Below are 26,187 nucleotides of genomic sequence, written 5' to 3' on the forward strand. Positions count from 1 at the left end.
TATACGTTGCGACGGGCGGCTGTCGCCGGGTAGCTGAAGCCAATAATGATAAGAAGTCAGCGCAGAAGGGACATAAAAGTGAAGTCGATACGTCGGCTTTGTGTGCCCACCCTGCGACCCTGAAATGACTGTGCACACCTCGCGGTGCGTTGCCTGGCGCAGCGCGATAGCGGCGTGCCCAGGCGCAGGGGCTGCGGGGCGGATGGCGTTTTATCATAGGTGCTACGGATGTTTAAGAAAGTTAACACTGCCCTGCTGGGGCTGGCGTTGTCGATGGGGATCACGACCGCGCAAGCGCAAGAGCCTAAGAAAGTCGATGTGCTGCTGATCGGCGGCGGCATCATGAGCGCGACCCTCGGCGTATGGCTCAACGAGCTGGAGCCGGATTGGTCGATGGAGATGGTCGAGCGTCTCGACGGCGTCGCCGAAGAAAGCTCCAACGGCTGGAACAACGCCGGTACTGGCCACTCGGCCCTGGCTGAGCTGAACTACACCCCCGAAGACAAGAACGGCAACGTTGAGATCCCGAAAGCGGTCGAGATCAACGAAGCGTTCCAGATCTCCCGTCAGTTCTGGTCCTGGCAGGTCCAGCAGGGCGTGCTGAAGAACCCACGTTCGTTCATCAACTCCACACCGCACATGAGCTTCGTGTGGGGCGATGACAACATCAAGTTCCTGAAAAAACGCTACGAAGCCCTGCAGGCCAGCCCGCTGTTCGCCGGTATGCAGTACTCCGAAGACCAGGCGCAGATCGCCAAATGGGTGCCGCTGATGATGGAAGGGCGTGACCCGAACCAGAAAATCGCGGCCACTTGGACCCCGATCGGCACCGACGTGAACTTCGGCGAAATCACGCGCCAGTTCGTCGCGCACCTGCAAACCACTCCGAAGTTCGATCTGAAGCTGTCCAGCGAAGTGCAGGACATCACCAAGAACGATGACGGTTCGTGGCGCGTCAGCTACAAAAACCTGAAAGACGGCACCAAGACTGAAACCGACGCCAAGTTCGTGTTCATTGGCGCTGGCGGCGGTGCACTGCACCTGCTGCAAAAGTCCGGCATTCCTGAAGCCAAGGAATACGCAGGTTTCCCGGTGGGTGGCTCGTTCCTGGTGACCGAGAACCCGACCATCGCCGAGCAGCACCTGGCCAAAGCCTATGGTAAAGCTTCGGTCGGCGCGCCGCCGATGTCGGTGCCGCACCTGGACACCCGTGTGCTGGATGGCAAACGCGTGATCCTGTTTGGCCCATTTGCGACCTTCTCCACCAAGTTCCTGAAGGAAGGTTCGTATCTGGACCTGCTGACCAGCACCACCACCCACAACATCTGGCCAATGACCAAAGTCGGTATTCGTGAATACCCACTGGTCGAGTACCTCGCCGGCCAACTGATGCTGTCCGATGACGACCGCTTCAAGGCGCTGCAAGAGTACTTCCCGAACGCCAAGCAATCCGACTGGCGTCTGTGGCAGGCCGGTCAGCGCGTGCAGATCATCAAGCGTGACGAAGAGCAGGGCGGCGTCCTGAAACTCGGCACCGAAGTGGTCAGCTCCGCCGACAACACCATCGCTGGCCTGTTGGGTGCATCGCCAGGCGCGTCCACCGCGGCTCCGATCATGCTGACCGTGCTGCAGAAAGTGTTCAAGGACAAGGTCGCCACCCCGGCCTGGCAGGAAAAACTGCACCAGATCGTGCCGAGCTATGGCACCAAGCTGAACGACAGCCCGGAAGCGGTTGCCAAGGAATGGGCCTACACCGCCGGAGTCCTGCAACTGACACCACCGCCTGCAATCCCACAGCGGTCGGCGCCAACGGCTACCGAGGCTGCCAAGCCTGCGGCCGAGCCAAGCAAGCCGGCGTCTGACCTGGCGCTGTAAAAAATGCTTTAAGACACAAAAAAGCCCGCTGAACCGGTAACGGTCAGCGGGCTTTTTTGTGGGCATCTGTCAAAGGGTGAAGCCCTGCTTTAACTGCTCATGCAGATCGAGCGCCAGGTAGTTCGCGCTATCGGACAGCAAGTAGAGATGGTGGCGTGGCAGTTCGGGCAGTTGCACCCCTGGAATGTTTTTAGTCAGCCCGGCGCTGATGCGACTTTCTTCGATCATGCCCACGGCCAGGCCGCAGCTGATGGCCGCCTCCACTGCCGTGGAGCTCGCGCTTTCCAGTAGCACCCGGTAGTAGGTGCCGTTGTCCTTGAGCACCCGCATGGCCGAGGCGCGGTAGGGGCAACCGTTCAATTGCACGGCGATTGGCAGCGGCGCCTGTTCGGGTGTTCTGAAATCTTCGGAAACCACCCACACCGGTTGTATCGACCCCAACAGCTCCCCTTGTTCCAACGGCTGAGCGCTGACAATCAACGCCAGATCGATCTGCTCACGGCTGAACATGGTGAACAATTCACCACTGGATCGGGCTTCGACTTCCAGTTCGAGCAGCGGATTGTCGGCGATCAGTTGCGGCAGGAAGTCTCGCATAAAGGCCGGTGCGTAGGAGTCCGGCAAGCCCAGGCGAATTTTCCCCTGCATGCGTTGTGGGGTCAGGGAAGCGAGGAGTCGGTCATGGCTCTTGAGGAAGTCAGTGGTTTCGCTGAGCAGCTTCTTGCCATACATCGTCAGCTCCACACCCTGATTGCTGCGAATGAACAAACGCTGACCGATCAACGTTTCGAGCTTCTGGATCTGCGTGGTGACCGTCGAGGCGCTGCGGTGCACATGTTGGGCGGCTTCGTTGAAGCGCCGAAAACGGGCCACCGCATGAAAGGTGCGCAGCAGGTCGACATTCAATTGTTTGCTCATGATTCTTCTTTTAAGGATCAGTTGTGCAGATTATTCAAATATACAAAATCATGCTCGCTCCCTAGGCTTTGGGTCAAGCAGGTACGCCGGTGGGTGCCTGATAACAATAAGAAAGGGAGCGCTTATGGATATCAATGAGCTGGTGGTGTCGTCGTTGAAGAACAACCACGGCTTTGAAAGCCCGATATGGACGGTTGAAAATGCCGCTAAATACGCGGCCACAGGCGCTGATTTATCGGAATGGGACCGGTTGGTCAGCGAAGAAATCCTGCACCTGATGACCTCGCTGAATCAGGAGGGCGTCGACCGCGTGGATCTGTGCGCCGCGCCCTGTGGCCAGGGCGCATTGGGTCAACTGTTGCGCGCGGTGGCGGATGACCTTGTGGAGCTGGTCGGTCAAGACCGCTTGCATTATGTGGAATTGGGCCCTGAGCCGATCAAAACCTGCGCGCTGATGCGACACCTGCTGGAGAACGGCGCTGAGCCCTTGCATTACACCGCCGTTGATATCAACCAGGCATCACACGGGGTCATGCGCCGATCGGTCGAGCCATTGCTCGTAGCGCCGCAAGGGTTTCGCTACTTATCGACGGATTTTCGCTCGCTGTACAGGCGTCACATCGACTGCGGGCAGGATGTGACGCTGATCACCATGCTGGGGTTTCAGGAAGGCAATGAACTGCCCGACACCATCGGACAGATCCTACGGCGTATTGGTGGCGCGCGAACCTACGTGCTTTCGGAGATGCAACTGTCCACTGCCCAGGGCGACGAACACATCCAGCGCTTTTACCGGCACGACTGTATGTATCGATTCTCCGACCTGATCGGCATGAAGCTCGGCTTCCAGAAAACCGGCGAGCACGAAGTGGTTGTTTCAGAAATCGAGCACGGGGTGGATCGCTACCGCGTTGCCGCCACCTTGTTGCCCGTCAGCAAAGGCTCGGCACAGGGCTACCTGTTGACCAATGTCTGTTTGAAGTACACCCGCGAACAATTTACCCGCGTACGCCAGGACTACGGCGGTTGCCGAGTCATCGGCGAGTACTGCAGCGGTGACGGCAGCGTGCTGTTTCAGCTGTCGGAATATTGCGCGGATCACGCGGCCGTCAATTGAGTGAGGCATCACCATGAAAAGACAAAGTGAGCTACCGGTATTCGCCCAAGGCTTCGCGCGCGTCAGATCAGCCTTGCAGGCGTCATTGGCCCCCACATCCCGTTGTAAACATCCGGGCGCATTGCTCGATACGTTGCAACCTTGGCGTGACAGCTATTTGCGAACGGATGGGCCCAGTCTCATGGGGAGCCGCACCCTTGCGGACTTGGGTTATGTGGACTCGCCCTTGGCGGTTTCCACGCCTCAACAATTGACGGCCTTGGCCCAGGTATCGGGGCTGTTCAGCGAGCAGGGCATCCTCCAACTGCGGCGTGCCTGTTATCAGTTGGAGGCGGGTTCCAGCACCAGTGACTGGATCATTTCAAACCGCACCCGCGGCGTCACAGAGTCGTCCACACTGATACGCGAGATGATGAACAGTCGGGCCTTTCTGCTGGCGGTATCGCGCATTGCCGGGGTTCCGTTGGTGCCCCATCCGTTCCCGCGGGCGCGTTCCCAGGTCAACTATTTCTATCCGCCCCAGGCACACCACGACAAGGCGCAGATCGGCATGTGGCACACCGACGGCACCAGTTTCGTGTTGAATATTCTGCTGTCTGAGTCCGACGAGTATGACGGCGGCGAGTTCGTCTACTTCGATGGCACCGCTGAACAGTTCGATGTCGAGGAGCTGGATCAGCGTGTGCGCAGTTGCTCGGTCAAATCCAGTGGTGATGCGGTGTATATCTACGGCAGCCGTGTGTTCCATGGAGTGCGTCCGCTTACGCGCGGTCGTCGTATGTCGTTGGTGCTATCGTTTCATTGCCCTTATAGCCAGGAGGATGTGAACAAGTTCTGGCACCTGGCTTCGGACGACGGGGTCTTGAGGACGATCCGACCGTGGTTCCGTTTACAGCACGACCTGGTGCGGCCGGCCCACGAGCAGTACCAGCGGCTGGGCATCGAGCCGATTACCTTCGCCGATCTCGATCCGTTGAGCGTGGCGCCGTGAGCGCCACTCACGGCACGCCTGGCATGGGTTATGTGAAGCTGCTGCTCCTGCAGGCGGTGTTCGTCCTGTCCTGGAGTTCGGGCTTTATCGGCGCCAAATTGGGCGCGCAGAGTGCCGGTGCATTCAACCTGCTGTTCTGGCGATTTCTGTTGGTCTCGCTGTGCCTGGGCGTGTTCTTGAATGTGCGGTTGCTCAAGGTTTCCTGGGCGCAGATACGTCATCACGCGGTGATCGGGTTTCTCTCGCAGTTTCTCTACTTGAGTTGCGTTTACGTGGCGATCCAGAACGGGTTGCCGCCGGGGATCGCGGCCATTATCGCGGCCTTGCAGCCGTTGATGACGGCGGCGCTGTCAACGGGGAACGCCGGGGAGCGCAGTGGTGGATGGCAGTGGTTGGGGTTGCTGATCGGGTTTGTCGGCGTGTCGATCGTCATCTCGGGGCAATACGGCAGCAGCGGGCGAAGTGTTGGCCTGGTCATGTATCTGTTGCCGCTGGTGTCGGCGTTGGGGCTGACCCTGGCAACCCTGTATGAGCGCCGTTCTGCGCAACAACACAGCACGGGCCTGGTGTTGCCGCTGTTTATCCAATCGCTGCTGACGCTGATCGGGTTTACCGCTGCGGTGTTGTATACCGACACCCTGAGCATTCCCCGTGAGCCTGAGGTACTGATCTCGATTGTCTGGCTGACGGTGTTCTCGACCTTCATTGCCTACTTGAGTCTTTGGATGCTGCTGCGGTTCATGACCGCGACCCATGTGGCAGTGCTGGTTTACCTGGAGCCGCCAGTGACCTTGGTGTGGGCGGCGTTGATGTTTGGCGATGCGATTCTCGCCTCCACCTATGCCGGCATTGCGGTGGTCGTCGCCGGTCTGATTCTGGTTCGGCTCAAGCGACCGACCGTCGCCTGCACATCGTGATGCCCTCAGCTTCAGCAAGCCGACAGATATCGCCTGTTACAAATTGTCCATGGCCACGCAGGAGCATGGCTGCGGCAACGGGGGGATTTTTGACAGCGGCAGGTGTTGGGCGCTAATGCCCGAGGGGTTTGTATGTTGCTACGTTATGCGGCATTGGCGGCGGTGGTCGTGGCTGCGTCCGGGTGTGTGCAAGAGCGTGTGGTGCATGAGCGCCGACCGGTGCAACGGGAATATGTCGAGGTGGTGGCGCCGCAGCCGCCGCCGGTGCAAGTGGTCGAAGTCGAACCGCCGGCACGTTATGGCTATATCTGGTCTCGCGGTTATTGGCGTTGGGAGGGCGGTCGCTATGTGGCGGTCCATGGCCACTGGGAGCCAGTGCGCGAAGGCTATCGCTATGTGCATCCGCATTGGGTGCAGCGCAGTGATGGCTTTCACTGGCAGATTGGTGGCTGGGTGCGTTGAGCCCGGCTCAGCCCAGGCGCTTCATGCCGGCTGCCTTGGCGGCATTAGCGTCAAAGGTCGCGGTGTATTCACAGCCGGCCCCATGGGCGCACCGCTCAATCAGGCAGTCGGCGAAATCGGCCTTGCCGACGCTGAACTTGCGTAGCGCCTGCCAGATGACTTCGGCATGTTCCAGGGTCAACTCGCGGGTGCGCAGCAGGGTTTCCAGCACGCTGACCACGTCACGCTTGGCGCACGCGTAGCAGCTCTGCAGGACCCACACCAGTTCCACTACCGACACCAGGCTGACAAACCCTGGAGACACTGTAGTGAGGGATTCGATCAATTCGGACGCCTGAGCGGACTGAACCGGGTCGTCCTGGGTGATGTAGCGCACCAAGACATTGGTATCCAACCCGATCATCGAGCTTTAGCTCCCTGCGCGGCGATGGCCTGGTTCATGTCATCGAGCGAGACCGCTTTGGCTGGCATTGGGATCAGTCCCTTCAGATCGCGAACGGTTTTACTCGCTGCAACGATTGAAAACCGGCCGTCTTCCATCTCGACGAATTCCACGCGGTCGCCGGTTTCCAGGCCAAGGGCGGTACGGACTTGCACGGGGATCGTGATTTGTCCTTTAGAGGTGAGGGTGGCGGTGGCCATAGCAAAGAGCTCCATCGGGGTATTCCTTACCCTAAGGTAAGGAATGATGGAGGACAAGGTCCGTTGGTCCATAGCGTGTTCTGCTCAAGTTAAAAGTGGGGTAGGTCAAAACCTAGTCCGAACTTTTAACGCTCGCACGCCCGATCCGGCGCCAAAGCAATACAAACTATGAACGCGCTTACTGCACCACGCGATAACACGGCACATACGCGGCGCCGCCGGGCAGTTTCATGCGGTGCTGGGCCACGAATGCCTTCAACAGTTCATCCAGCGGTTTCATGATCGCCGGATCGCCATGGATCTCGTACGGCCCATTTTCTTCGATCAGACGGATGCCCTTGTCCTTCACATTGCCCGCCACGATCCCGGAGAACGCGCGACGCAGGTTCGCCGCCAGTTCGTGAGGCGGCAGGGCGTGACTCAGTTGCAGGCTGGCCATGTTCTCGTGGGTCGGATCGAACGGGCGCTGGAAGCCTTCGTCAATCTTCAGCAGCCAGTTGAAGTGGAAGGCGTCGTTGCGCTCGCGGCGGAACTGCTTCACCTCCTTGAGGCCGGCGTTCATCTGACGGGCCACTTCGGCCGGGTCGTCGATGATGATTTGGTAGTGCGCCTGCGCCGCTTCGCCAAGGGTGGCGCCGACGAATGCGTGCAGTTGTTGCAGATACGGCGCGGCCTGTTGTGGCCCGGTGAGGATCACCGGGAACGGCACATCGCGGTTATCCGGGTGCATCAGGATGCCCAGCAGGTACAGAAATTCTTCAGCGGTGCCGGCGCCGCCTGGGAAGATGATGATGCCGTGGCCCACGCGCACGAAGGCTTCCAGGCGTTTTTCGATGTCCGGCAGGATCACCAGTTCATTGACGATCGGGTTCGGCGCTTCGGCGGCGATGATGCCCGGCTCGGTCAGGCCCAGGTAACGCCCGCCGGTGATGCGCTGCTTGGCGTGGGAAATGGTCGCGCCCTTCATCGGGCCTTTCATCACGCCTGGGCCACAGCCGGTGCACACGTCCAGGCTGCGCAGGCCGAGTTCGTGCCCGACTTTCTTGGTGTATTTGTATTCTTCGGTATTGATCGAGTGCCCGCCCCAGCACACCACGATCTTCGGTTCCACGCCCGGACGCAGCGTGCGTGCGTTGCGCAGCAGATGGAACACATAGTCGGTGATGCCCTGGGAGTTGCTCAGGTCGATGCGCTGGCTGTCCAGCTCGTTCTCGGTATAGACGATATCGCGCAGGGCGCTGAACAGCATCTCGCGGGTGCTGGCGATCATTTCGCCATCGACGAAGGCGTCGGCCGGGGCATTGAGCAATTCCAAGCGCACGCCACGGTCCTGCTGGTGGATGCGCACTTCAAAGTCTTTGTAGGCGTCGAGGATGGTCTTGGCGTTATCGATATGCGCGCCGGTATTGAGGATCGCCAGGGCGCATTGGCGGAACAGGGTGTAGATGCTGCCGGTACCGGCTTCGCTCAGTTGCTGGACTTCGCGTTGGGAGAGGGTTTCGAGGCTGCCCTTGGGGCTGACGGAGGCATTGATGACTTGACGTTGGGGCATTCTGATTCCTTGAAAGCGCAGCCACCGCATCCCCAGGGGGGCGATGGCTTGAGAAAGATGGGCGCCGATCACGGTCGCACGAGACGGTTTTTACCTCAGCCACACGGCCGAGCGCAAACACCGTCCAGCACCATCATGCCGCAGAACTTACTCGATCAGCTTCCAGTTTTTGTAGAAAACCCGACGCAGGGTAAAGACCATGGCGGCAAACCCGGCGATCACGGCGTTAAGCACCGCCGGCAGCGGGGTCGGCCGCACAATGTCGATAAACAGGCAGTAGCGCTTGGCGTCGTTTTTGTTGAAGGACGCGTGCATCAGGGTGTCATCGAAGATAAACAGCGGATCGTCATGCCAGTAGTGCTTGTGCTCGCCCACCTGGATATACACCCCATCGTGACGGGGCGCCGGTGCCATGTTGTAGAGCACGCGGAACATCATGCGCAGCGGGCCGAAGTGAAAAGACGTGGAGCGGTTCTCGTTGAATACCGACACGCCGATGGTTTTTACGAACGGCAGCTTTTGCCGCAGTTGCGGGATGTTCAGCGTGGTTTCGATCGGCCGACCGTACCATTGGAAAAACAACATGCCTCGTTTCTTCTCGGCCATGCGCTCATCCAGATAACCGATGATTTCATCCTTGTGGGCCATGGCATCGTCGATCACCTGTTGCAGTTCCTCGCGCCAGGCAGGCGGCAAGTCACGCATCGTATAGACATGGCGATTGCGCGAACTCAGCAGGTCGAACAGGGTGTTGAACGGCGCCAGCAACCACGTGTTGCGGCCGCTGCCGATAAAGTACTTTTTGACGGTGGGCGCGTCATACAGGCCGTTGCGCAGGAAATCGTAGATCCCACAGACCAGCACCAGGCTTAGAAAGACCACGGTGGTCATGGGAAACACTCCCATAAACAGCAACACGCCGATGACCCAGGCAACAGACACCGCTTTTTTACGCAACGCAGACTTATTCATGACACTCAAGCTCCAGCAGGACGCCATTCGACAGGTCCGTATCCGTGGCCGCGAGTGGTGGTTTTTGAAACATGTTGAAACATTTGCGTCATCATAAGGCGTTTGCCGCCCCATCGGCATTTTAAATAGTGCGAAATTGTGAAGGTTTTACACAGTTTTTAACCCCGCAGGATCCCGTGCATTGGATTTTGTAAACGCAAGATTTGCGACTATCGTGACGCTTCGGTTTTTGGGACGTCATAGACCGGTACGATTGAAGTTGAATGGCTACCACTGGCCTTCGGCACCTTGGAAGAGGCAGAAATTTTATGATCATCAAACCGCGGGTTCGTGGCTTCATCTGTGTAACCGCCCACCCAGTTGGCTGTGAGGCGAACGTCAAAGAGCAGATCGACTACGTGACTCAACACGGCACCATCGAAGGCGGCCCGAAGAAGGTGCTGGTTCTCGGTGCCTCCACCGGCTACGGCCTGGCCGCGCGCATCAGTGCCGCGTTTGGCTGCGGCGCCGATACCCTGGGCGTGTTTTTTGAGAAAGAAGGCGAAGAAGGCAAGCTGAGTTCGGCCGGCTGGTACAACAGCGCTGCGTTCGAGAAGTTTGCCGTCGAAAAAGGCCTGTACGCCAAGAGCATCAACGGCGACGCGTTCTCCGACGAGATCAAGCGCCTGACCATCGACACCATCAAGAAAGACCTGGGCAAGATCGACCTGGTGGTCTACAGCCTGGCCGCGCCACGCCGTACCGACCCGAAGACCGGTGAAGTCTACAACTCCACGCTCAAGCCGATCGGCAAGGCCGTGACCCTGCGTGGTATCAACACCGACAAGGGCGTAGTGGTCGACACCACCCTGGAGCCGGCGACCCAGGAAGAAATCGACGGCACCGTGAAGGTCATGGGTGGCGAAGACTGGCAACTGTGGATCGACGCCCTGCGTGACGCGGATGTACTGGCCGAAGGCGCCAAGACCACCGCGTTCACCTACCTCGGCGAAAAGCTGACCCAGGATATCTACTGGAACGGCTCCATCGGCGAAGCCAAGAAAGACCTGGACAAGAAAGTCCTGACCCTGCGTGAAAACCTCGCGGCATTGAAGGGCGACGCCCGCGTGTCGGTACTCAAGGCGGTGGTCACCCAGGCCAGCTCCGCGATTCCGATCATGCCGCTGTACCTGTCGTTGCTGTTTAAAGTGATGAAAGAGCAGGGCACCCACGAAGGTTGCATCGAGCAGGTCTACGGCCTGTTCAAGGACAGCCTGTACGGCAAGGCGCCGAAGCTCGACACCGACGGCCGCCTGCGTGCCGACCTGGCTGAGCTGGAGCCGAAAGTCCAGGACGCCGTGGCGGCGCTGTGGAACCAGGTGACCGATGAAAACGTCGACGAGATCAGCGATTTTGCCGGCTACAAGGCGGAATTCCTGCGCTTGTTCGGCTTTGAAGTCGACGGTGTGGACTACGAAGCTGACGTGAACCCGACTGTAAAGATCAACGGTCTGATCCAAGCCTAAAGCGCGGTTAAAAATGTTGGAGGGGGTTTGCCCCGATGGCGTCGCGTCAGACAGCTCAGCTGTAGCTGAGCTACCGCCGTCGGGGGCAAGCCCCCTCCCACTTTGATTTGTGTGCGTTTCAGAGGTTTCTTACGCTTCAGCGCGCCTTTCCCTCCCTTCAAATCTGCCAGACTCCTCCCGCTATCAAGCCAAGCCAACGGAGGATCTGATGACGATTCGTGCAGTAGTTTTTGATTTCGGCGGTGTTCTCTTCGATTGGAGCCCGCATCACCTCTACCGCAAACTGATTGCCGACGATCACGAACGGCAGTGGTTCCTGGATAACATCTGCACCCAGGCCTGGAATACCGAACAAGATGCGGGGCGGCCGCTGGCTGAAGCCACGCAAATCCTGATCGATCAACACCCCCAGCATAGATACTTGATCACGGCCTATTACGACCGCTGGCACGAGATGCTGCGCGGCCCTTTGCCTGAAGGCGTGGCGATTCTCCAGGCCTTGCACACCGCAAACATGCCCTTGTTCGGGCTCACCAACTGGTCGGCCGAAACCTTCCCCTATGCTCGTAAACACTACCCGTTCCTGCAGTGCTTGCGTGACATCGTCGTGTCTGGCGAAGTGAAGCTGATCAAACCCGACCCGGCGATCTACCACGCCAGCCTCGCGCACGTGCGTGCCCATCTGGCCGATATCCAGCCGAGCGAAGTGGTGTTCATCGATGACGTGGCCGACAACGCCGAAGCCGCCAGCGCTCTGGGTTGGCAGGGCATTCATCATGTATCGGCCGAGCAGACATCGGCACGATTACGTGAATTGGGCGTGGGCTTCTAGCGCGCCCATTTCTCCATCACAAAATCGACAAACGCTCGCAACTTGGGCAGGCGATAACGATCCTGGCCGTACAGCACATGCATGGGGCGGCTGGGCAATTGATAGTCGGTCAGCAACGCCACAAGGTTGCCGCTGTGCAGATCGGGCTGGACCAGCGCATCGGGCAGCATCACGATGCCCATGCCTTGCACCGCCGCTTGGCGCAGGGCTTGTGAGCTATTGATGGTCAACGATCCCGACACCGGGATTTCCACTTCGCCGTCCGCTCCCGTCATACGCCAGAGCTTGTCGGCGTTGCGCCAGTCGTCGGTGGACGGATAGGCGAATGCCAGGCAGTCGTGGAGTTGCAGGTCTTCGGGCTTGGTCGGCGTGCCGCGTCGCGCCAGGTAGCTCGGCGAAGCGCAAAGGGTGATGGTGTAGTCCTGCATGGGCCGGGCGATCAGGCTCGACGGTTCCAACTCGCCCAAGCGGATCGCCACGTCGAAGCCACTGTCGACCAGGTCCATGCGCTGGTTGCTGAGCACCACATAGAGCTTGATCTGCGGATAACGTTGGGAGAATTCGCTCAACGCCGGCGCCAGGCGCTCGGTGCCGAAGGCGGGTGGGGCGGTGATGCGCAAGGTGCCTCTGGGCACGTCGCTGTGGGCTTGTTCGGCCAGTTGTTCGGAGTCGGCCACCAGCCCCAGCACCTCCAGACAGCGTTGGTAATACTGGCCGCCGAACTCCGTGAGGCTCTGCTTGCGCGTGGTGCGCTTGAGCAGGCTGACTCCCAGGCGCTGTTCCAGGGCTCGCAGGTGGTTGCCGACCATCGTGGTCGACATGCCGCAGGCGTGGGCCGCCGCTGTCATGCTGCCGGTCTCCACCACTTTTACGTACACCGACATTGCCTGGAACAGATCCATTATCAAGCCCTGTTTTAAAGTCATTGCATAAATGCGCAGTTTATCCAGCTCAGGTGGCTAACGATACTGAGACCATCGACCTGATGACTTGGAGCCCGCACCATGACCGCCGCCTGCCTGATGACCACCTACCAACCCTTGGCCCTGAGCTTCGCCCGTGGCCTGGGCACGCGTTTGTGGGACCCGCAGGGTCGCGAGTACCTCGATGCGGTGGCGGGTGTGGCGGTGACCAATGTCGGGCATTCCCACCCGCGCCTGGTAGCGGCCATCAGCGAGCAGGCCGGTCTGTTGTTGCACACCTCCAACCTCTACAGCATCGACTGGCAACAACGCCTGGCCCAGCGTCTTGCGCAGCTGTCCGGCCTGGATTGCGCGTTCTTCAACAATTCCGGTGCCGAAGCCAACGAAACTGCGCTCAAACTGGCGCGCTTACACGGCTGGAAAAAGGACATCGAAGAGCCGTTGATCGTGGTGATGGAGAACGCTTTCCACGGGCGCACCCTGGGCACCATGGCGGCCAGTGACGGGCCGTCGGTGCGCCTTGGGTTTCAGCGCTTGCCGGGGAATTTTCTCAAGGTCCGGTTCGGTGACTTGGCCGCCATTGAGGCGATCACCCGCACCCACGGCGCACGTATCGCGGCTGTGCTGCTGGAGCCGATCCAGGGCGAAAGTGGCGTACTGCCCGCGCCGCCCGGCTATTTGCGTGGCCTGCGCGACCATTGCACCGCCCACGGTTGGCTGATGATGCTCGATGAGATCCAGACCGGCATCGGTCGCACCGGTGCGTGGTTCGCGTTCCAGCATGAAGGCATCGTGCCGGACGTGATGACCTTGGCCAAGGGCCTTGGCAATGGCGTGCCGATCGGAGCTTGCCTGGCGCGGGCGGGTGTAGCGCGCTTGTTCACGCCGGGCAGTCATGGCAGCACGTTTGGCGGTAACCCGCTGGCTTGCCGGGTGGGCTGCACGGTGCTGGACATCATCGAAGAGCAGGGCTTGCTGCACAACGCCGCGCAACAGGGCGAACGCTTGCTGGCGCGGCTGCGCGTGGAGCTGGCGGAACACCCCCAGGTGCTGGCGATTCGCGGGCAGGGCTTGATGATCGGCATCGAACTGGCCAACCCGTATCGCGACCTGGCCCAGCGCGCCGCCCAGGAACATGGGCTGCTGATCAATGTGACGCGGGGCAAGATCATCCGCCTGCTGCCGCCGCTGACCCTGGACGGCAAGGAAGTCGAGATGATCGTGCGGGCCATTAGCCGGTTATTGGATCAGGGCCATTGAGCCATTCTTGGTTGAGGGTTTCGGTGTCACCCAGGTATTCCAGCAACCACGCCATGGCCGGGGACAGCTTGTTCTGCGCCCAGGCCACGCAGGACGGGCTGGCGGGGAAGGGGCGGGTGAGTCGCAGCGCTACCAGCTCGCCGCGTTCGATCCACGGCGTCACTTGATGTGCCGGCGCCATGCCGACACACAGGCCGTCGCGCAGGCAATCGATGGCGGACGCCCAGTTGGGCACGACCAGGCGCCGTTGGTTATCCAGGGTCCAGGTATCGCGCTTGGGCAGGTTGCGCGACGTATCGGTCATGCACAGCGAAGCGAAGGGGCGCAGCTGGTCGTCGTTGAGCAAGCCTTCGGCCCTTGCCAGCGGGTGTTCTGCGCTGACCACGCACAGCCAGTTCAACAGGCCCATGTCGCGGAAGGTAAAGTGGCTGGCCACCGGCACCGCGCTGGTGGCGCCAATCACAATGTCGGTGCGTTCGTCGGCCAGGGCATCCCATACGCCGTTGTACACCTCGTATTCCAACAGCAATTCCACCTCGGGGAACTGTCGATAGAAATCCAGCACCAGTTGCCGGCAGCGCTGGGGCTTGACGATGGAGTCCACTGCCACCTTCAACTGGCCGCTCCAGCCATTGGCCACCTGCTGGCACAAGCGCCGCGTGCCGAGCATTTTCTTCATCACCCCCCGGGCTTCGTCGATAAACAGGCGGCCGGCGGGGGTTAGTTCCACGTCACGGTGACGTCGCACGAACAAAGGCACCGCCAGCCATTCTTCCAACTGACGCACCGTATAGCTGATGGCTGACGGTACGCGGTGCAATTCCTGAGCGGCGGCGCTGAAACTGCCATGGCGGGCCACTGCGTCTACTACGTCCAGAGAATATTCGGACCACATGGCTATTGCCTTCAAAAATATTGATAAGAGTGCCCAATTATTATCGCTTCACACAGAATCTATCAGCTTCATAATGGGCGCTAGTCAGCAAATAGTTTGATGGCAATGTCAGCAAGGCTTCAATGAAAAATTCGTTTGGTTTCACCGGGTATCTAGCGGGCCTGAGCATGCTCGGTTATCTCGCCATGGACATGTACTTGCCGGCGTTCGGCGCCATGGGCCAGCACTTGCAGATCAGCGTGAGCGCGGTTGGCGCGAGCTTGAGCGTATTCCTCGCAGGTTTTGCGCTGGGGCAGTTGATTTGGGGGCCGCTGTCCGACCGGCTAGGACGCAAGCCGATCCTGCTCGCGGGCCTGAGCCTGTTTGTGCTGGGCTGCGTAGGGATGTTCTGGGTCGACAGCGCTGCGCAACTGCTGGCCCTGCGCTTTATCCAGGCGGTTGGAGTGTGTTCCGCCGCCGTGAGTTGGCAGGCACTGGTGATCGATCGCTACCCGGCCGATAAGGCTCATCGCGTATTTGCCAGCATCATGCCGTTGATGTCGCTGTCGCCGGCTTTGGCGCCGTTGTTGGGAGCGGTGGTGTTGAATCATCTGGGCTGGCAGGCAATCTTCGGCGTGCTGTTGGGTGTGTCGCTGGTGCTGCTGGTGCCCACCTTGTTCCTGCGCAGCGTGCCGAAACGGCTGACACAGGCGTCGGCACGTTTGGGTTATGGGCAGTTGCTCAAATCGCGGGTGTTCAGCGGCAATGTGATGATCTTTGCCGCGTGCTCGGCCAGTTTCTTCGCCTGGCTGACGGCTTCTCCCTTTATCCTCGGCGGCATGGGCTACAGCCCTAACGATATCGGTTTGAGTTATGTACTGCCGACCTTGGCGTTCCTGATCGGCGGCTACAGCTGTCGCAGCGCCTTGCAGCATCTGCCGGGCAAAACGTTGCTGCCGTGGTTGTTGCTGGCCTACTGCGTGAGCATGGGCGCGCTGTACCTGGTTGCCACGTTGACCGTGCCGACCCTGACCACCTTGCTGATTCCGTTCTGCCTGATGGCGCTGTGCAACGGTGCCAGTTACCCCATCGTGGTGGCGAATGCGCTGATGCCCTTTGCGGAAAATTCCGGCAAGGCCGCAGCGCTGCAAAACACCCTGCAACTGGGGTTGTGCTTTGTGAGCAGCCTGCTGGTGTCATCGATGCTCAAGCATCCGCTAATGATCACCGTGATCGTGATGCTGGCGACCGCGCCGTTGGCAGTGTTGGGATATTGGCTGGCCCGGCCGAAGGCCAATCGCGCCGAGCTGATGACAGACCTGAACTGAAAGAGGACCCTGCGCAGCGGCTGCCCCACAGCCTGCAAACTGTTTATGCCTGGCACACCGCAGTGTCTGGAGACAGGGCCGCTTCGCGCCCCAGCGCGGGGCAAGCCCGCTCACCACAATTTGCGGGGGTGCTGCTTCCCTGTGGTGATGATAGAGCTGAACTGAAAGAGGACCCTGCGCGGCGCCTCCCCCAAAGCCTGCAAACTGTTTATGCCTGGCACACCGCAGTGTCTGGAGACAGGGCCGCTTCGCGCCCCAGCGCGGGGCAAGCCCGCTCACCACAATTTGCGGGGGGGGGGCTGCTTCCCTGTGGTGATGATAGAGCTGAACTGAAAGAGGACCCTGCGCAGCGGCTGCCCCAAAGCCTGTAAACCGTTTATGCCTGGCACACCGCAGTGTCTGGAGACAGGGCCGCTTCGCGCCCTAGCGCGGGGCAAGCCCGCTCACCACAATTTGCGGGGGGGGGGCTGCTTCCTTGTGGTGATGATAGAGCTGAACTGAAAGAGGACCCTGCGCGGCGGCTGCCCCAAAGCCTGCAAACTGTTTATGCCTGGCACACCGCAGTGTCTGGAGACAGGGCCGCTTCGCGCCCCAGCGCGGGGCAAGCCCGCTCACCACAATTTGCGGGGGTGCTGCTTCCCTGTGGTGATGATAGAGCTGAACTGAAAGAACACCCTGCGCAGCGGCTGCCCCAAAGCCTGCAAACTGTTTATGCCTGGCACACCGCAGTGTCTGGAGACAGGGCCGCTTCGCGCCCCAGCGCGGGGCAAGCCCGCTCACCACAACTTGCGGGGGGCTGCTTCCTTGTGGGGAGCAGGCTTGCCCTGCGTTGGGCTGCGCAGCGGCCCTAATTGCTGCGAATGCGGTGTGTCTGACTCACAGCAGCACCCGTGATTAAAAGGTGATTTCCATATTCACGGTCGGCGTGGAGGTGCGGCTGCCGCGCCCGCCGTCCACGCCGAATTTGTTATGCCAGTACTCGTAACCCACGCCCAGGTACAGGTTCGGTTTGACGCTCTTGCCCGGTCGCACGGCCACCATCAGCGCGGTGCGCATCAGCGCTTCGGCAGCGGTGTCGCGGCCGTGGTAGTCCTCGCCTTTAGCCCCGACGTAATTGATGAACCCTTGGAATTTCGCCCCGTGGTCGGCGATCTCGAACGGGCGCATCCACGTCAGGTTAAGCATGTAGGTGTCGTCGAAGGTGTGGTCGGATTCCTGGGCGCCGGGAATGCCAGTGTGGTTGCGCTCCTTGTAATACAGCAGGCTCAGGTCCAACACGCCGACAGTATTGAATTTCACGGTCGGGCCGAGCACCAGCGCGCGTTTCTTCGCGGAGGCGAAGTTGTTATTGCGGTTAGCGTCGAAGCCCAGGGTCAGGGCGTAATCCTTGATCGCACCCGTGCCCAGCGGCCTATCGAATACCCGCGACGCATAGAGCTGGTGCCGGTACACCGCGTACACCTCGCTGCCGCCGTGATCGGTGCCCTTGCGCGGGTCGCGGCTGTCGGACAGAAACACATCCAGGTTGAGGAAGTTGCTGCCGTACCGGTAGCCGCTGGCGTGGGTGAAGCTGTAGATACGCTTGCTGAATTCATCGGGGTTGTTCGGGTTGGTGAACTGCTGGCCGTAGCGAAATCCTACGCTGTTGTTCATCCACTCCACCGCGACAGCCTCCCCGCCGCCCAGCAGAGTAAGTGCGACGGTAGCGCCTTGTAATGCCTTTTTCATTGTTTTTGTGTCCTTTGGCGTTGCGGCTCATCACGGCCGAATGGTTTTTGTAACGCCGGCGGAGGGTATCTTGTCTGAATGATTGTATACAACTCTATGGACATCCAGTCCTAGGATTGCATACAGTGGCCCCACAACAAAAACAGAGAACCCCTCACCATGACTACCCCGAAGGCGTCACCGCAGCGGCCAGAAGATGAGAATCTCGGCGTCGCAGCCAATATGGCTTACGGCCTGCAGCATGTACTCACCATGTACGGCGGCATCGTTGCCGTCCCGTTGATCGTCGGCCAGGCGGCCGGCTTATCGCCGGCGGATATCGGCCTGCTGATCGCTGCGTCGTTGTTTGCAGGTGGCTTGGCGACTCTGCTGCAAACCCTTGGCCTGCCATTTTTCGGTTGTCAGTTGCCACTGGTGCAAGGCGTGTCGTTCGCCGGTGTGGCCACCATGGTGGCGATCGTTGGCAGTGACGGAGCGGGCGGTATACCGGCGATCCTGGGGGCGGTGATGGCCGCGTCCTTGATCGGGCTGCTGATCACGCCGGTGTTCTCGCGGATTACCAAGTTCTTTCCGCCATTGGTCACCGGTATTGTCATCACCACCATCGGCCTGACCCTGATGCCCGTCGCGGCGCGCTGGGCTATGGGTGGCAACAGCCGCGCGGCGGATTTCGGCAGCATGTCCAATATCGGTCTGGCGGCGTTGACCCTGGTGCTGGTGTTGCTGCTGAGCAAAATCGGCAGCGCCACTATCTCGCGTTTATCGATCCTGCTGGCGATGGTGATCGGCACGCTGATCGCGGTGGTGCTGGGCATGGCCGACTTCTCGGGCGTCGCCCAAGGGCCGATGTTCGGCTTCCCCACGCCGTTCCATTTCGGCATGCCGACCTTTCACATCGCTGCGATTATTTCCATGTGCATCGTGGTGATGGTGACCTTGGTGGAAACCTCGGCGGACATCCTGGCCGTGGGTGAAATCATCGACACCAAGGTCGACTCCAAACGCCTGGGCAACGGCCTGCGCGCCGATATGCTGTCGAGCATGTTCGCGCCGATTTTCGGTTCGTTTACCCAAAGCGCTTTTGCCCAGAACGTCGGCCTGGTGGCGGTCACCGGGGTGAAAAGCCGCTTCGTAGTGGCCACCGGCGGGCTATTCCTGGTGATTCTCGGATTGCTGCCGTTTATGGGGCGGGTGATTGCTGCGGTGCCGACGTCGGTGCTGGGGGGAGCCGGGATCGTGCTGTTTGGCACGGTGGCGGCCAGTGGGATTCGCACCTTGTCCAAGGTGGATTACCGCAACAACATGAACCTGATCATCGTCGCCACTTCCATTGGCTTCGGCATGATCCCCATCGCCGCACCGAGCTTTTACGATCACTTCCCCAGCTGGTTCGCGACCATTTTCCATTCCGGTATCAGTTCGTCGGCGATCATGGCGATCCTGCTGAACCTGGCGTTCAACCATTTCACCGCCGGCAACTCGGATCAGCAGTCGGTGTTTGTCGCGGGGACCGAACGCAGCCTGTGCTTCCACGATGTGGCGGCGCTGCGGGATGGGGATTACTTCAGGGGCGGCAAGCTGTTTGATGCCGAGGGCAAAGAGATTCCGCTGATGGCTGAACCGGCAAGGCAGCCGTCAACGCCTGAGACTTCCGAGGTGTGAAGGGGGGGGAGCAAGCCCGCTTGCTCCCACACTCAACTCAACCTGCCTTGCGTGTTGCGTGCGGTACTGCGCACGCTTCATCCAAAAACTTCACCACAGTCCCCATGCACGCCTGGCGTTCTTCCACATGGGGCATGTGGCTGGAGTCCTCAAACAGCGCCCAGCGCACATCGGCGATCTCATCCAGGAACGGCTTGACCACCAGCGGTGTGGCCTCATCGTGGCGGCCGGAGATCACCAGGGTTGGTACGTTGATCTTCGACAAACGGCCAATCGATTTCCAATCCTTCAGGCTGCCGATGACGTGGAACTCGGTGGGTCCGCTCATGGCGTGGTACACCGTCGGGTCCGAATCGACCTGGGCAAAGGTGCGGGCCACTTCTTCCGGCCATGGGTTGACCCGGCACACATGCTGGTCATAGAAGATCCGCGACGCGGCGAGGTATTCCGGGTCTTGGTAGGTGCCGGCGGCTTCGTGTTTAAGCAGGGTTTCGTGCACGCCTTCAGGCAGCAGTTTGCGCAGGCGATTGGCTTCGCTGACCCAGGTACGCATGCAGGTCGGCGAGTTGGCCGGGATAAACGCGCGCAGGCCCTTCGGCTGCAGAATCGCGTGTTCGCTGCCAAGCATGCCGCCCCAGGACTGACCCAGGATCGCGTAGTTATCGCTGATCTGCAGGTGGTCCAGCAGGTTGTTCAGCTCGGCGAGGAACAGTTCGACCGTCCAGAAGGATGGATCTTCATCTGGCAAATGGGTGGAGCGGCCGTTGCCGAGTTGATCGTAATGGATTACGGCATGGCCACTGGCCGCGACGTCCTTGAAGGCGTCGACGTAGTCATGGGTGCAGCCGGGGCCACCGTGGATGATCACCAGCGGCGTGCGACCGCTGTTCAGGTCACCGGTGACGCGGTACCAGGTCTGGTAGGCGCCGAACGCCGCATACCCTTCGCGGATTTTTTCGATGAATTCCATTTCGTACCCTGCTCTTTGAAAAAAGGATCAGGGTCACGATAAGCCGCCGTGCACATTTAGGTAACTAGCAAAACAGCTAGGTTTTATCGGCGGATCAGTCTTCCAGCAGGCGGTAATGGGTAGCGCGCACCACGGCCTGTACGCGATTCTTGGCCCCCAGTTTGTGCATCGCCGAGGCCAGGTGCAGGGTCACCACGGCCAGTGAACGGCTCAACTGGGTGGCGATTTCCGCCGCGGTCAGGCCTTCGGCGGCCCATTTAAGGCACTCGCGTTCGCGTTTGGTCAGGCGGATATGCGGGTAGCTGCGCAGTTCTTTGCCGAACAGCGGGTAGGCCGCTTCCTGCAAGGCATGGGTGATCAAGCTGAAATCCGCCAGGGTGTGTTGCGCATCCCGCAGCACCGCGCGGGTCTTGCCGACGCGTAGGCCGGTCAGTGAGGCAAAACCGCCTCGGGGCAAATGGATCGGCACACTGACCCCGCAGGTCAGTTGCTGGTCGTGCAGGTAGGAAGACACTGGCGCATGGCAGGGGTGCATGACCTTCTTAAGCGGGGTATCGGCTTTGACGTCGTAGGACCACACAAACGGCGACACTGTGCTCAGCGCCAGGTGCTGCACCGGATCGATCTGATAGAAGCCTTCGCTGCACCATAAGGCGTGCCAGTCCTGCGGGGTGTTGCGCAGTTCCAGCACCGAAGGGGTGATCAACGCGCCCTTCTGGTCCATCGGCACCGGTGTGTAGTCATACACCAAGGCATCGAAGCCCAGTTGTCGGGCGAGGATGAAAGTGTTGTCCATCTGTTCATCCAGGCTCCTGCCCGGCATCAGACGGTCGTTGAATGCAGTTAGCTTGGTCAGCATCCGTTCTGCTCCCGTTTTCATTTGAATCTCGACTTGCGCCAAGTAGAATGCCACGCCCCGGCGAAGGACTGCCAGGCCAAACCTATAAGAAATACTAGGTTATGGACGCACGGCATCCTCGGTAGTGTTGGCCTGATAAACGGCCGCGACCTGCCAGGCCGATACCACACAAGGAATGTATGCATGTGGCGTGAAATTGCCCCCGACCAGCGGTACAACGTGCAAGTCGATGGCCATAACCTCGTGGTCTACAGCTTTGGCCAGGGCGATGAGGTGCTGTTGTGCCTCAACGGCGGCCCCGGCCTGCCGTGTGACTACTTGCGCGACGCCCATGGCTGGCTCAAGGAGCATAACCTGCGAGTGGTCGCATTCGACCAGCTCGGCACGGGGGCATCAGCCAGACCGACCGATGTTTCCCTGTGGGAAATCCGCCGTTATGTCGAAGAAGTCGAAACCGTGCGCCAGGCCCTGGGCCTGGGCCGCGTGCACCTGCTTGGCCATTCCTGGGGGGGCTGGCTGGGCATCGAATACGCCATTCATTATCCCGATGCGCTCAAAAGCCTGATCCTGGAAAACACCGTCGGCGATATCCCGCACCTGTCCCAGGAACTGGAGCGCCTGCGCGGTGCCCTGGGCAGCGAAACCGTGGCCATGATGCAACGCCACGAAGCCATGGGCACCCTCGACCACCCGCAGTATCAGGCTGCGATCACCTTGCTCAACTATCGCCATGTGTGCCGTCTGGACGAATGGCCCGAGCCGGTCAAGCGCTCCCTCGGCGACTGGAACATGGGGCCTTATGAAACCATGCAGGGCCCCAACGAGTTTCTCTACGTCGGCAACCTCAAGGATTGGAACCGCATCCCTGAAATGGCCGACTTCACGATGCCCATGCTGATCACCACCGGCCAGTACGATGAACTCACGCCGGCCTGCGCCATGCGCATGAAAATGGCGGCCCGGCACGCCGAATTGCATGTCTTCCCCAACAGTAGCCATATGCCGTTCTACGAAGAACCCCAGGCATACTTCCCGGTGCTGTTGGACTTTCTCGCTCGCCATCGAGGCTGACGGATGAACCTGGCGCGTTACCGTTTCGTGCTGTACCGGCCGCTGCAACTGCTGCCGGTGCTGTTTGGCATCAGCGTGATCACGTTCGTGCTGGTGCGCTCGATTCCCGGCGATCCGGCACGGGCGCTGCTGGGTTCGCGCAGCACACCCGATGCGCTGTTGAAAATCCGCGCCCAGTACGGCCTCGACCAGCCGCTGTGGCTGCAGTATTTCTACTTCCTGAAAAACCTGCTCAAGGGCGATCTCGGCCAGTCGCTGTTATACAAGGTCGATGCGCTGAAACTGATCGTGACCCGGATCGAACCGACCCTGATGCTGGTGCTCGGCAGCGTATTGCTGGCGCTGCTGATCGCGCTGCCGCTGGCCAGCGTGGCCGCGCGGCATAAGGGCGGCTGGGCGGATAACCTGATTCGTGTCTTCACCACTGTGGGCCTGGGCATGCCGGCGTTCTGGCTGGGCTTGATGCTGATCCTACTGCTCAGCGTGCAATGGGGGCTGTTCCCGGTCTCCGGCTACGGCCGTACCTGGCTGGACAAGGCGCACCACATGGTGTTGCCGTGCTTGACCATCGCCCTGGCGTTGTCGGCGGTGCTGGTGCGCAACCTGCGTGCGAGCATGTTGATGGAGCTGCAGGCCGACCACGTCACCGCCGCCCGGGCGCGTGGGCTGTCGGAGGCGGCGGTGTTTCGTCGGCATGTGTTGCCCAACTCCCTAGTACCGGCGGTCAACTTGCTGGCGGTCAATATTGGCTGGCTGATCAGCGGCACGGTGGTCATCGAAAGCCTGTTTGCCATTCCCGGCATCGGCCAGTTGCTGGTGCGCGGCATCTTTACCCGCGATTACATGGTGGTGCAGGGCGTGGCAATGGTGCTGGCGTGCGCTACCGTGCTGGTCAATTTCGTCGCCGACCTGGTGACAGTCGCCCTCGACCCACGGGTAAAAATGCAATGAGTAGCCGCCCCCTGATTGCCCCGTGGCGCCTGCGGTTGCGCTTTGGTTTGCGCAATGGCCGGTTGACGGCCGCGTGGGGCCTGCTGATTTTAGGCGTGTGGCTTGGCTTGGCGCTGTTTGCGCCGTGGATCGCGCCGTACGATCCGATTGCGCAGAACACCGAACTGAGCCTGTTGGCGCCCAGTCTGATCCATCCATTTGGCACGGATAACTACGGTCGAGACATCCTTTCGCGTGTTATCTGGGGCGCGCGCATCGATCTGCAATTGGCGGTGGTCGGGGTGATCTTCCCGTTTCTCATCGGCACGTTTATCGGTGCGGTCTCGGGCTATATCGGCGGGCGTTTCGACAGCGTGTGCATGCGCGTGATCGATGTGATTCTGGCGTTCCCATTCCTGGTGTTGATGCTGGCGATCATGGCGATCCTCGGTCCGGGCCTGAAGAGCTTCTATATCGCCATGGCGCTGGTGGGCTGGGTGTCTTACGCGCGGTTGATCCGCTCGCAGATCCTGGTGCTCAAGGAAAGCGACTTCGCCTTGGCCGCCAAGAGCCTGGGCTTTGGCCATGGGCGCATCCTGTTTCGGCACCTGCTGCCCAATGCGATGTTCGGCTCGATTGTGTTTTCCATGTCCGATGCGGTGCTGGTGCTGCTCAATGGCGCAGCCGTGAGCTACCTGGGCCTGGGGGTGCAACCGCCGACCGCCGAGTGGGGCACCATGGTTGCCGAAGGCCAGGCGTTTATCACCACAGCGTGGTGGATCTGCACCTTTCCCGGCCTGGCCATCGTGACCCTGGCCATGGGCTTCAGCCTGCTGGCCGACGGTGTGGCGCAGATCCTGGGGGACCGCTCATGAGCCTGTTGCAGGTACGCGACCTGAGCGTGATCGCCAACAACGCCGGGCATGACGTGACCCTGGTGGACCGTGTCTCGTTCGACCTGGCCGATGGCGAGATTCTCGGCCTGGTGGGCGAAAGCGGTTCGGGCAAGACCATGGCCTGTCGTGGCCTGATCCGCCTGCTGCCATCGCCTAACCTGCGCGTGCAGGGCGGCGCGGTGCGCCTGGCCGGTCAGGACCTGCTGGCCATGGGCGAGGCCGACATGCGCGCGGTGCGCGGCGGGCAGTTGGGCATGATTTTCCAGAACCCCAGCAGCCACCTGGACCCGTTGATGCGCATCGGTGAGCAGATCGCCGAGGGCATTCGGTTGCATCAGGGCGCGTCGAAAAAGGACGCGCGTCGTCAGGCCGTCGAGGTGCTGCGGCAGGTCGGCATTCCCGATCCGCAGGCCCGCGTCGACAATTACCCCCACGAATTCTCCGGCGGCATGCGCCAGCGCGCGATGATCGCCGTGGCACTGGGCTGCAACCCCAAGGTGCTGATCGCCGACGAACCGACCACCGCCCTGGATGTAACCGTGCAGGCGCAGATTCTGCGTCTGCTGCTGGACCTGCGCGACCGGCGCGGCCTGTCGATCATCATGATCACCCACGACCTCGGCGTGGTGGCGCAAACCTGCGACTCCATCGCAGTGATGTATGCCGGGCGTTTGTGCGAGCACGCCAGCAAGTACGAGGTGCTGGCGCATCCACAGCATCCGTACACCGCCGGCCTGATCGACTGCGAGCCGGCCCACAGCAGTGGCCACGCCTTGCTGCGTACCATCCCCGGCCAGCCGCCGTTGCTCGATGCATTGCCCGCCGGGTGCCGCTTCAGCCCGCGGTGCCCGCAAGTGGGCGCGTTATGCACCGAGCAGTTGCCCCATGGCGCGCGGGTGGCGTGCCACTACCCCTTGGGAGACCGCCCATGAGCCTGTTGCAGATCAAGGACCTGGAAGTCCGCTTCGCGGCCTCCGGCAGCGGCGTGTTCGGGCTGAACAAGCAGTGGGTGAGGGCGGTGAACGGTGTGTCGCTGAACCTGGCGGCCGGCGAAACCCTGGGCCTGGTGGGCGAGTCGGGCAGCGGCAAGAGCACCCTGGGCCGGGCGATTCTGCACCTCAACCCCATCAGCGCCGGGCAGGTGGTGTTCGATGGTGTCGACATGGCCCACGCCAGCGCCGTCGACATCACGCGCCTGCGCCATGAAACCGCAATGATCTTCCAAGACCCGTACGCCGCGCTCAATCCACGGCACAGCATTGGCGAGACCCTGGCCGAAGTGTTGCGGGTGCAGCGCAAGGTCGCCGCGTCGCAGATTCCGGCGCGGGTCAATGAACTGCTCGACCTGGTGGGCCTGCGACCTGAACTGGCTACGCGCAAACCCGGTGCTCTCAGCGGCGGTCAATGCCAACGGGTCGGCATCGCCCGCGCGCTGGCGGTGGAGCCGCGTTTGATCGTCGCCGATGAATGCGTGGCGGCGCTGGATGTGTCGATCCAAGGCCAGATCATCAACCTGCTGCTGGAGCTGCAACAGCGAATGAACCTGGCGATCCTGTTTATCGCCCATGACCTGGCCATCGTGCGGCGCCTGTGCGACCGCGTGGCGGTGATGTATCTGGGCAAGATCGTCGAAGAAGGGCCGGTGGAAGCGGTGTTCAGTGCGCCGCGTCATCCGTATACGGCGGCGTTGATCCAGGCGATTCCCGAGATCGACCCGCAGCGGCCATTGCCGACCGAACCCCTGCCGGGCGAGCCGCCAAGCCCACTGAATTTGCCGACCGGCTGTGCCTTCCACCCCCGTTGCCGGCATGCGCGGGCAATGTGTTCCGTGGCGTTGCCGCCTACCCATCACCTGCACGAGCATCGGTACAGTTGCGTGCTTGAAACGCCTTTGCTTTAACCC

At 60.8% G+C, this 26,187-nt stretch carries 25 protein-coding genes; 15 read left to right on the forward strand and 10 right to left on the reverse strand.

Going from position 1 to position 26,187, the window contains the following annotated elements; translation table 11 throughout:
* Positions 1 to 228: 228 nt before the first annotated feature.
* A complete protein-coding gene (gene mqo / locus QRN41_RS00260) occupies positions 229 to 1,875 on the forward strand; it encodes a malate dehydrogenase (quinone) (protein ID WP_285421035.1) in 1,647 nt (548 codons plus the stop codon).
* Between the two features lie 69 nt (positions 1,876 to 1,944).
* On the opposite strand, the gene QRN41_RS00265 is transcribed toward mqo, so the two are convergent.
* The gene (locus QRN41_RS00265; RefSeq protein WP_285421036.1) at positions 1,945 to 2,793 is read right to left on the reverse strand and encodes a LysR family transcriptional regulator; all 849 of its coding nucleotides are present in this window, start codon (positions 2,791 to 2,793) and stop codon (positions 1,945 to 1,947) included.
* 124 nt (positions 2,794 to 2,917) lie between these two features.
* Between QRN41_RS00265 and QRN41_RS00270 the strand changes: the two genes are divergently transcribed.
* The 4 genes from QRN41_RS00270 (at position 2,918) to QRN41_RS00285 (ending at position 6,280) form a co-directional block, all read left to right on the forward strand.
* Positions 2,918 to 3,910, forward strand: coding sequence for a hypothetical protein (locus QRN41_RS00270; RefSeq protein ID WP_285421037.1), 993 nt, complete (start codon positions 2,918 to 2,920; stop codon positions 3,908 to 3,910).
* A gap of 181 nt (positions 3,911 to 4,091) precedes the next feature.
* Positions 4,092 to 4,901: a 2OG-Fe(II) oxygenase family protein gene (locus QRN41_RS00275; RefSeq protein ID WP_285421038.1), complete on the forward strand. Its 810-nt coding sequence runs from the start codon at positions 4,092 to 4,094 to the stop codon at positions 4,899 to 4,901.
* A gap of 23 nt (positions 4,902 to 4,924) precedes the next feature.
* Positions 4,925 to 5,818 (forward strand): DMT family transporter, encoded by an 894-nt coding sequence (locus QRN41_RS00280; protein ID WP_052229532.1) that lies wholly within the window; start codon positions 4,925 to 4,927, stop codon positions 5,816 to 5,818.
* A 132-nt stretch (positions 5,819 to 5,950) separates the two neighbouring features.
* Positions 5,951 to 6,280 carry a YXWGXW repeat-containing protein gene (locus tag QRN41_RS00285; RefSeq protein ID WP_034096507.1) on the forward strand — a complete coding sequence of 110 codons (330 nt, stop codon included), beginning with the start codon at positions 5,951 to 5,953 and terminating at the stop codon, positions 6,278 to 6,280.
* A gap of 7 nt (positions 6,281 to 6,287) precedes the next feature.
* Here the strand turns inward: QRN41_RS00285 and QRN41_RS00290 are convergent, their stop codons facing one another.
* From QRN41_RS00290 to QRN41_RS00305, 4 genes are all read right to left on the reverse strand, one after another.
* Positions 6,288 to 6,683 (reverse strand): type II toxin-antitoxin system VapC family toxin, encoded by a 396-nt coding sequence (locus tag QRN41_RS00290; RefSeq protein WP_034137423.1) that lies wholly within the window; start codon positions 6,681 to 6,683, stop codon positions 6,288 to 6,290.
* Entirely contained in the window at positions 6,680 to 6,937 is a 258-nt protein-coding gene (locus QRN41_RS00295) for an AbrB/MazE/SpoVT family DNA-binding domain-containing protein (RefSeq protein ID WP_034096509.1), read from the reverse strand. The genes QRN41_RS00290 and QRN41_RS00295 overlap by 4 nt, the downstream gene beginning before the upstream one ends.
* A gap of 163 nt (positions 6,938 to 7,100) precedes the next feature.
* Positions 7,101 to 8,474 carry a nucleotide 5'-monophosphate nucleosidase PpnN gene (ppnN, locus tag QRN41_RS00300; protein ID WP_034096510.1) on the reverse strand — a complete coding sequence of 458 codons (1,374 nt, stop codon included), beginning with the start codon at positions 8,472 to 8,474 and terminating at the stop codon, positions 7,101 to 7,103.
* 147 nt (positions 8,475 to 8,621) lie between these two features.
* Positions 8,622 to 9,446 (reverse strand): aspartyl/asparaginyl beta-hydroxylase domain-containing protein, encoded by an 825-nt coding sequence (locus QRN41_RS00305; RefSeq protein WP_285421039.1) that lies wholly within the window; start codon positions 9,444 to 9,446, stop codon positions 8,622 to 8,624.
* 308 nt (positions 9,447 to 9,754) lie between these two features.
* Here QRN41_RS00305 and fabV point away from each other — a divergent pair, with 308 nt between their 5' ends.
* Both fabV and QRN41_RS00315 read left to right on the forward strand, forming a co-directional pair.
* The gene (gene fabV / locus QRN41_RS00310; protein WP_094064567.1) at positions 9,755 to 10,951 is read left to right on the forward strand and encodes an enoyl-ACP reductase FabV; all 1,197 of its coding nucleotides are present in this window, start codon (positions 9,755 to 9,757) and stop codon (positions 10,949 to 10,951) included.
* 208 nt (positions 10,952 to 11,159) lie between these two features.
* Positions 11,160 to 11,783 (forward strand): HAD family hydrolase, encoded by a 624-nt coding sequence (locus QRN41_RS00315; RefSeq protein ID WP_285421040.1) that lies wholly within the window; start codon positions 11,160 to 11,162, stop codon positions 11,781 to 11,783.
* Here QRN41_RS00315 and QRN41_RS00320 read toward each other — a convergent pair.
* Complete coding sequence (locus QRN41_RS00320) at positions 11,780 to 12,685, reverse strand: LysR family transcriptional regulator (protein WP_034112485.1); 906 nt, start codon at positions 12,683 to 12,685, stop codon at positions 11,780 to 11,782. The genes QRN41_RS00315 and QRN41_RS00320 overlap by 4 nt on opposite strands.
* A gap of 102 nt (positions 12,686 to 12,787) precedes the next feature.
* On the opposite strand from QRN41_RS00320, the gene QRN41_RS00325 reads away from it, so the two are divergent.
* Complete coding sequence (locus QRN41_RS00325; RefSeq protein WP_285421041.1) at positions 12,788 to 13,966, forward strand: aspartate aminotransferase family protein; 1,179 nt, start codon at positions 12,788 to 12,790, stop codon at positions 13,964 to 13,966.
* On the opposite strand, the gene punR is transcribed toward QRN41_RS00325, so the two are convergent.
* Positions 13,938 to 14,861, reverse strand: a complete 924-nt coding sequence (punR, locus tag QRN41_RS00330; RefSeq protein ID WP_034096516.1) for a DNA-binding transcriptional activator PunR — start codon at positions 14,859 to 14,861, stop codon at positions 13,938 to 13,940. The genes QRN41_RS00325 and punR overlap by 29 nt on opposite strands.
* 122 nt (positions 14,862 to 14,983) lie before the next feature.
* On the opposite strand from punR, the gene punC reads away from it, so the two are divergent.
* Positions 14,984 to 16,168 carry a purine nucleoside transporter PunC gene (punC, locus tag QRN41_RS00335; protein ID WP_285421042.1) on the forward strand — a complete coding sequence of 395 codons (1,185 nt, stop codon included), beginning with the start codon at positions 14,984 to 14,986 and terminating at the stop codon, positions 16,166 to 16,168.
* 894 nt (positions 16,169 to 17,062) lie between these two features.
* Here the strand turns inward: punC and QRN41_RS00340 are convergent.
* Entirely contained in the window at positions 17,063 to 17,896 is an 834-nt protein-coding gene (locus QRN41_RS00340; protein WP_094064562.1) for a nucleoside-binding protein, read from the reverse strand.
* A 159-nt stretch (positions 17,897 to 18,055) separates the two neighbouring features.
* Here QRN41_RS00340 and QRN41_RS00345 point away from each other — a divergent pair, with 159 nt between their 5' ends.
* Positions 18,056 to 19,558 (forward strand): nucleobase:cation symporter-2 family protein, encoded by a 1,503-nt coding sequence (locus QRN41_RS00345; RefSeq protein ID WP_094064561.1) that lies wholly within the window; start codon positions 18,056 to 18,058, stop codon positions 19,556 to 19,558.
* A 37-nt stretch (positions 19,559 to 19,595) separates the two neighbouring features.
* Here the strand turns inward: QRN41_RS00345 and QRN41_RS00350 are convergent, their stop codons facing one another.
* Positions 19,596 to 20,528 carry a proline iminopeptidase-family hydrolase gene (locus tag QRN41_RS00350; protein WP_034137432.1) on the reverse strand — a complete coding sequence of 311 codons (933 nt, stop codon included), beginning with the start codon at positions 20,526 to 20,528 and terminating at the stop codon, positions 19,596 to 19,598.
* A 94-nt stretch (positions 20,529 to 20,622) separates the two neighbouring features.
* Complete coding sequence (locus QRN41_RS00355) at positions 20,623 to 21,387, reverse strand: LuxR family transcriptional regulator (RefSeq protein WP_285421043.1); 765 nt, start codon at positions 21,385 to 21,387, stop codon at positions 20,623 to 20,625.
* A 183-nt stretch (positions 21,388 to 21,570) separates the two neighbouring features.
* Between QRN41_RS00355 and QRN41_RS00360 the strand changes: the two genes are divergently transcribed.
* From QRN41_RS00360 to QRN41_RS00380, 5 genes are read left to right on the forward strand one after another with little or no spacing between them, the layout of a single operon-like run.
* The gene (locus QRN41_RS00360) at positions 21,571 to 22,458 is read left to right on the forward strand and encodes a proline iminopeptidase-family hydrolase (RefSeq protein WP_167416543.1); all 888 of its coding nucleotides are present in this window, start codon (positions 21,571 to 21,573) and stop codon (positions 22,456 to 22,458) included.
* Between the two features lie 3 nt (positions 22,459 to 22,461).
* Positions 22,462 to 23,409: an ABC transporter permease gene (locus tag QRN41_RS00365; RefSeq protein ID WP_034096523.1), complete on the forward strand. Its 948-nt coding sequence runs from the start codon at positions 22,462 to 22,464 to the stop codon at positions 23,407 to 23,409.
* Positions 23,406 to 24,263 carry an ABC transporter permease gene (locus QRN41_RS00370; protein ID WP_285421044.1) on the forward strand — a complete coding sequence of 286 codons (858 nt, stop codon included), beginning with the start codon at positions 23,406 to 23,408 and terminating at the stop codon, positions 24,261 to 24,263. The genes QRN41_RS00365 and QRN41_RS00370 overlap by 4 nt, the downstream gene beginning before the upstream one ends.
* The gene (locus QRN41_RS00375) at positions 24,260 to 25,216 is read left to right on the forward strand and encodes an ABC transporter ATP-binding protein (protein ID WP_285421045.1); all 957 of its coding nucleotides are present in this window, start codon (positions 24,260 to 24,262) and stop codon (positions 25,214 to 25,216) included. Before QRN41_RS00370 ends, QRN41_RS00375 begins: the two co-directional genes overlap by 4 nt.
* Positions 25,213 to 26,184, forward strand: coding sequence for an ABC transporter ATP-binding protein (locus tag QRN41_RS00380; RefSeq protein WP_094064555.1), 972 nt, complete (start codon positions 25,213 to 25,215; stop codon positions 26,182 to 26,184). The genes QRN41_RS00375 and QRN41_RS00380 overlap by 4 nt, the downstream gene beginning before the upstream one ends.
* Positions 26,185 to 26,187: the final 3 nt, after the last annotated feature.

The sequence above is a fragment of the Pseudomonas sp. efr-133-TYG-23 genome, assembly GCF_030209215.1.
In the GTDB taxonomy this organism is placed as follows: Bacteria; Pseudomonadota; Gammaproteobacteria; order Pseudomonadales; family Pseudomonadaceae; genus Aquipseudomonas; species Aquipseudomonas rhodesiae.

Bases quoted from the DNA above. Each gene is read 5' to 3' on its own strand.
- QRN41_RS00280 (WP_052229532.1), top strand. From the start codon at position 4,925: ATGGGTTATGTGAAGCTGCTGCTCCTGCAGGCGGTGTTCGTCCTGTCC.
- QRN41_RS00355 (WP_285421043.1), bottom strand. From the start codon at position 21,387: ATGCTGACCAAGCTAACTGCATTCAACGACCGTCTGATGCCGGGCAGG.
- QRN41_RS00370 (WP_285421044.1), top strand. From the start codon at position 23,406: ATGAGTAGCCGCCCCCTGATTGCCCCGTGGCGCCTGCGGTTGCGCTTT.
- ppnN (WP_034096510.1), bottom strand. From the start codon at position 8,474: ATGCCCCAACGTCAAGTCATCAATGCCTCCGTCAGCCCCAAGGGCAGC.
- QRN41_RS00320 (WP_034112485.1), bottom strand. From the start codon at position 12,685: ATGGATCTGTTCCAGGCAATGTCGGTGTACGTAAAAGTGGTGGAGACC.
- mqo (WP_285421035.1), top strand. From the start codon at position 229: ATGTTTAAGAAAGTTAACACTGCCCTGCTGGGGCTGGCGTTGTCGATG.
- QRN41_RS00360 (WP_167416543.1), top strand. From the start codon at position 21,571: ATGTGGCGTGAAATTGCCCCCGACCAGCGGTACAACGTGCAAGTCGAT.
- QRN41_RS00340 (WP_094064562.1), bottom strand. From the start codon at position 17,896: ATGAAAAAGGCATTACAAGGCGCTACCGTCGCACTTACTCTGCTGGGC.
- QRN41_RS00325 (WP_285421041.1), top strand. From the start codon at position 12,788: ATGACCGCCGCCTGCCTGATGACCACCTACCAACCCTTGGCCCTGAGC.
- QRN41_RS00265 (WP_285421036.1), bottom strand. From the start codon at position 2,793: ATGAGCAAACAATTGAATGTCGACCTGCTGCGCACCTTTCATGCGGTG.
- QRN41_RS00290 (WP_034137423.1), bottom strand. From the start codon at position 6,683: ATGATCGGGTTGGATACCAATGTCTTGGTGCGCTACATCACCCAGGAC.
- QRN41_RS00275 (WP_285421038.1), top strand. From the start codon at position 4,092: ATGGGGAGCCGCACCCTTGCGGACTTGGGTTATGTGGACTCGCCCTTG.
- QRN41_RS00315 (WP_285421040.1), top strand. From the start codon at position 11,160: ATGACGATTCGTGCAGTAGTTTTTGATTTCGGCGGTGTTCTCTTCGAT.
- QRN41_RS00305 (WP_285421039.1), bottom strand. From the start codon at position 9,446: ATGAATAAGTCTGCGTTGCGTAAAAAAGCGGTGTCTGTTGCCTGGGTC.
- QRN41_RS00380 (WP_094064555.1), top strand. From the start codon at position 25,213: ATGAGCCTGTTGCAGATCAAGGACCTGGAAGTCCGCTTCGCGGCCTCC.
- QRN41_RS00270 (WP_285421037.1), top strand. From the start codon at position 2,918: ATGGATATCAATGAGCTGGTGGTGTCGTCGTTGAAGAACAACCACGGC.
- punR (WP_034096516.1), bottom strand. From the start codon at position 14,861: ATGTGGTCCGAATATTCTCTGGACGTAGTAGACGCAGTGGCCCGCCAT.
- QRN41_RS00345 (WP_094064561.1), top strand. From the start codon at position 18,056: ATGACTACCCCGAAGGCGTCACCGCAGCGGCCAGAAGATGAGAATCTC.
- QRN41_RS00365 (WP_034096523.1), top strand. From the start codon at position 22,462: ATGAACCTGGCGCGTTACCGTTTCGTGCTGTACCGGCCGCTGCAACTG.
- QRN41_RS00375 (WP_285421045.1), top strand. From the start codon at position 24,260: ATGAGCCTGTTGCAGGTACGCGACCTGAGCGTGATCGCCAACAACGCC.
- punC (WP_285421042.1), top strand. From the start codon at position 14,984: ATGAAAAATTCGTTTGGTTTCACCGGGTATCTAGCGGGCCTGAGCATG.
- QRN41_RS00295 (WP_034096509.1), bottom strand. From the start codon at position 6,937: ATGGAGCTCTTTGCTATGGCCACCGCCACCCTCACCTCTAAAGGACAA.
- QRN41_RS00350 (WP_034137432.1), bottom strand. From the start codon at position 20,528: ATGGAATTCATCGAAAAAATCCGCGAAGGGTATGCGGCGTTCGGCGCC.
- QRN41_RS00285 (WP_034096507.1), top strand. From the start codon at position 5,951: ATGTTGCTACGTTATGCGGCATTGGCGGCGGTGGTCGTGGCTGCGTCC.
- fabV (WP_094064567.1), top strand. From the start codon at position 9,755: ATGATCATCAAACCGCGGGTTCGTGGCTTCATCTGTGTAACCGCCCAC.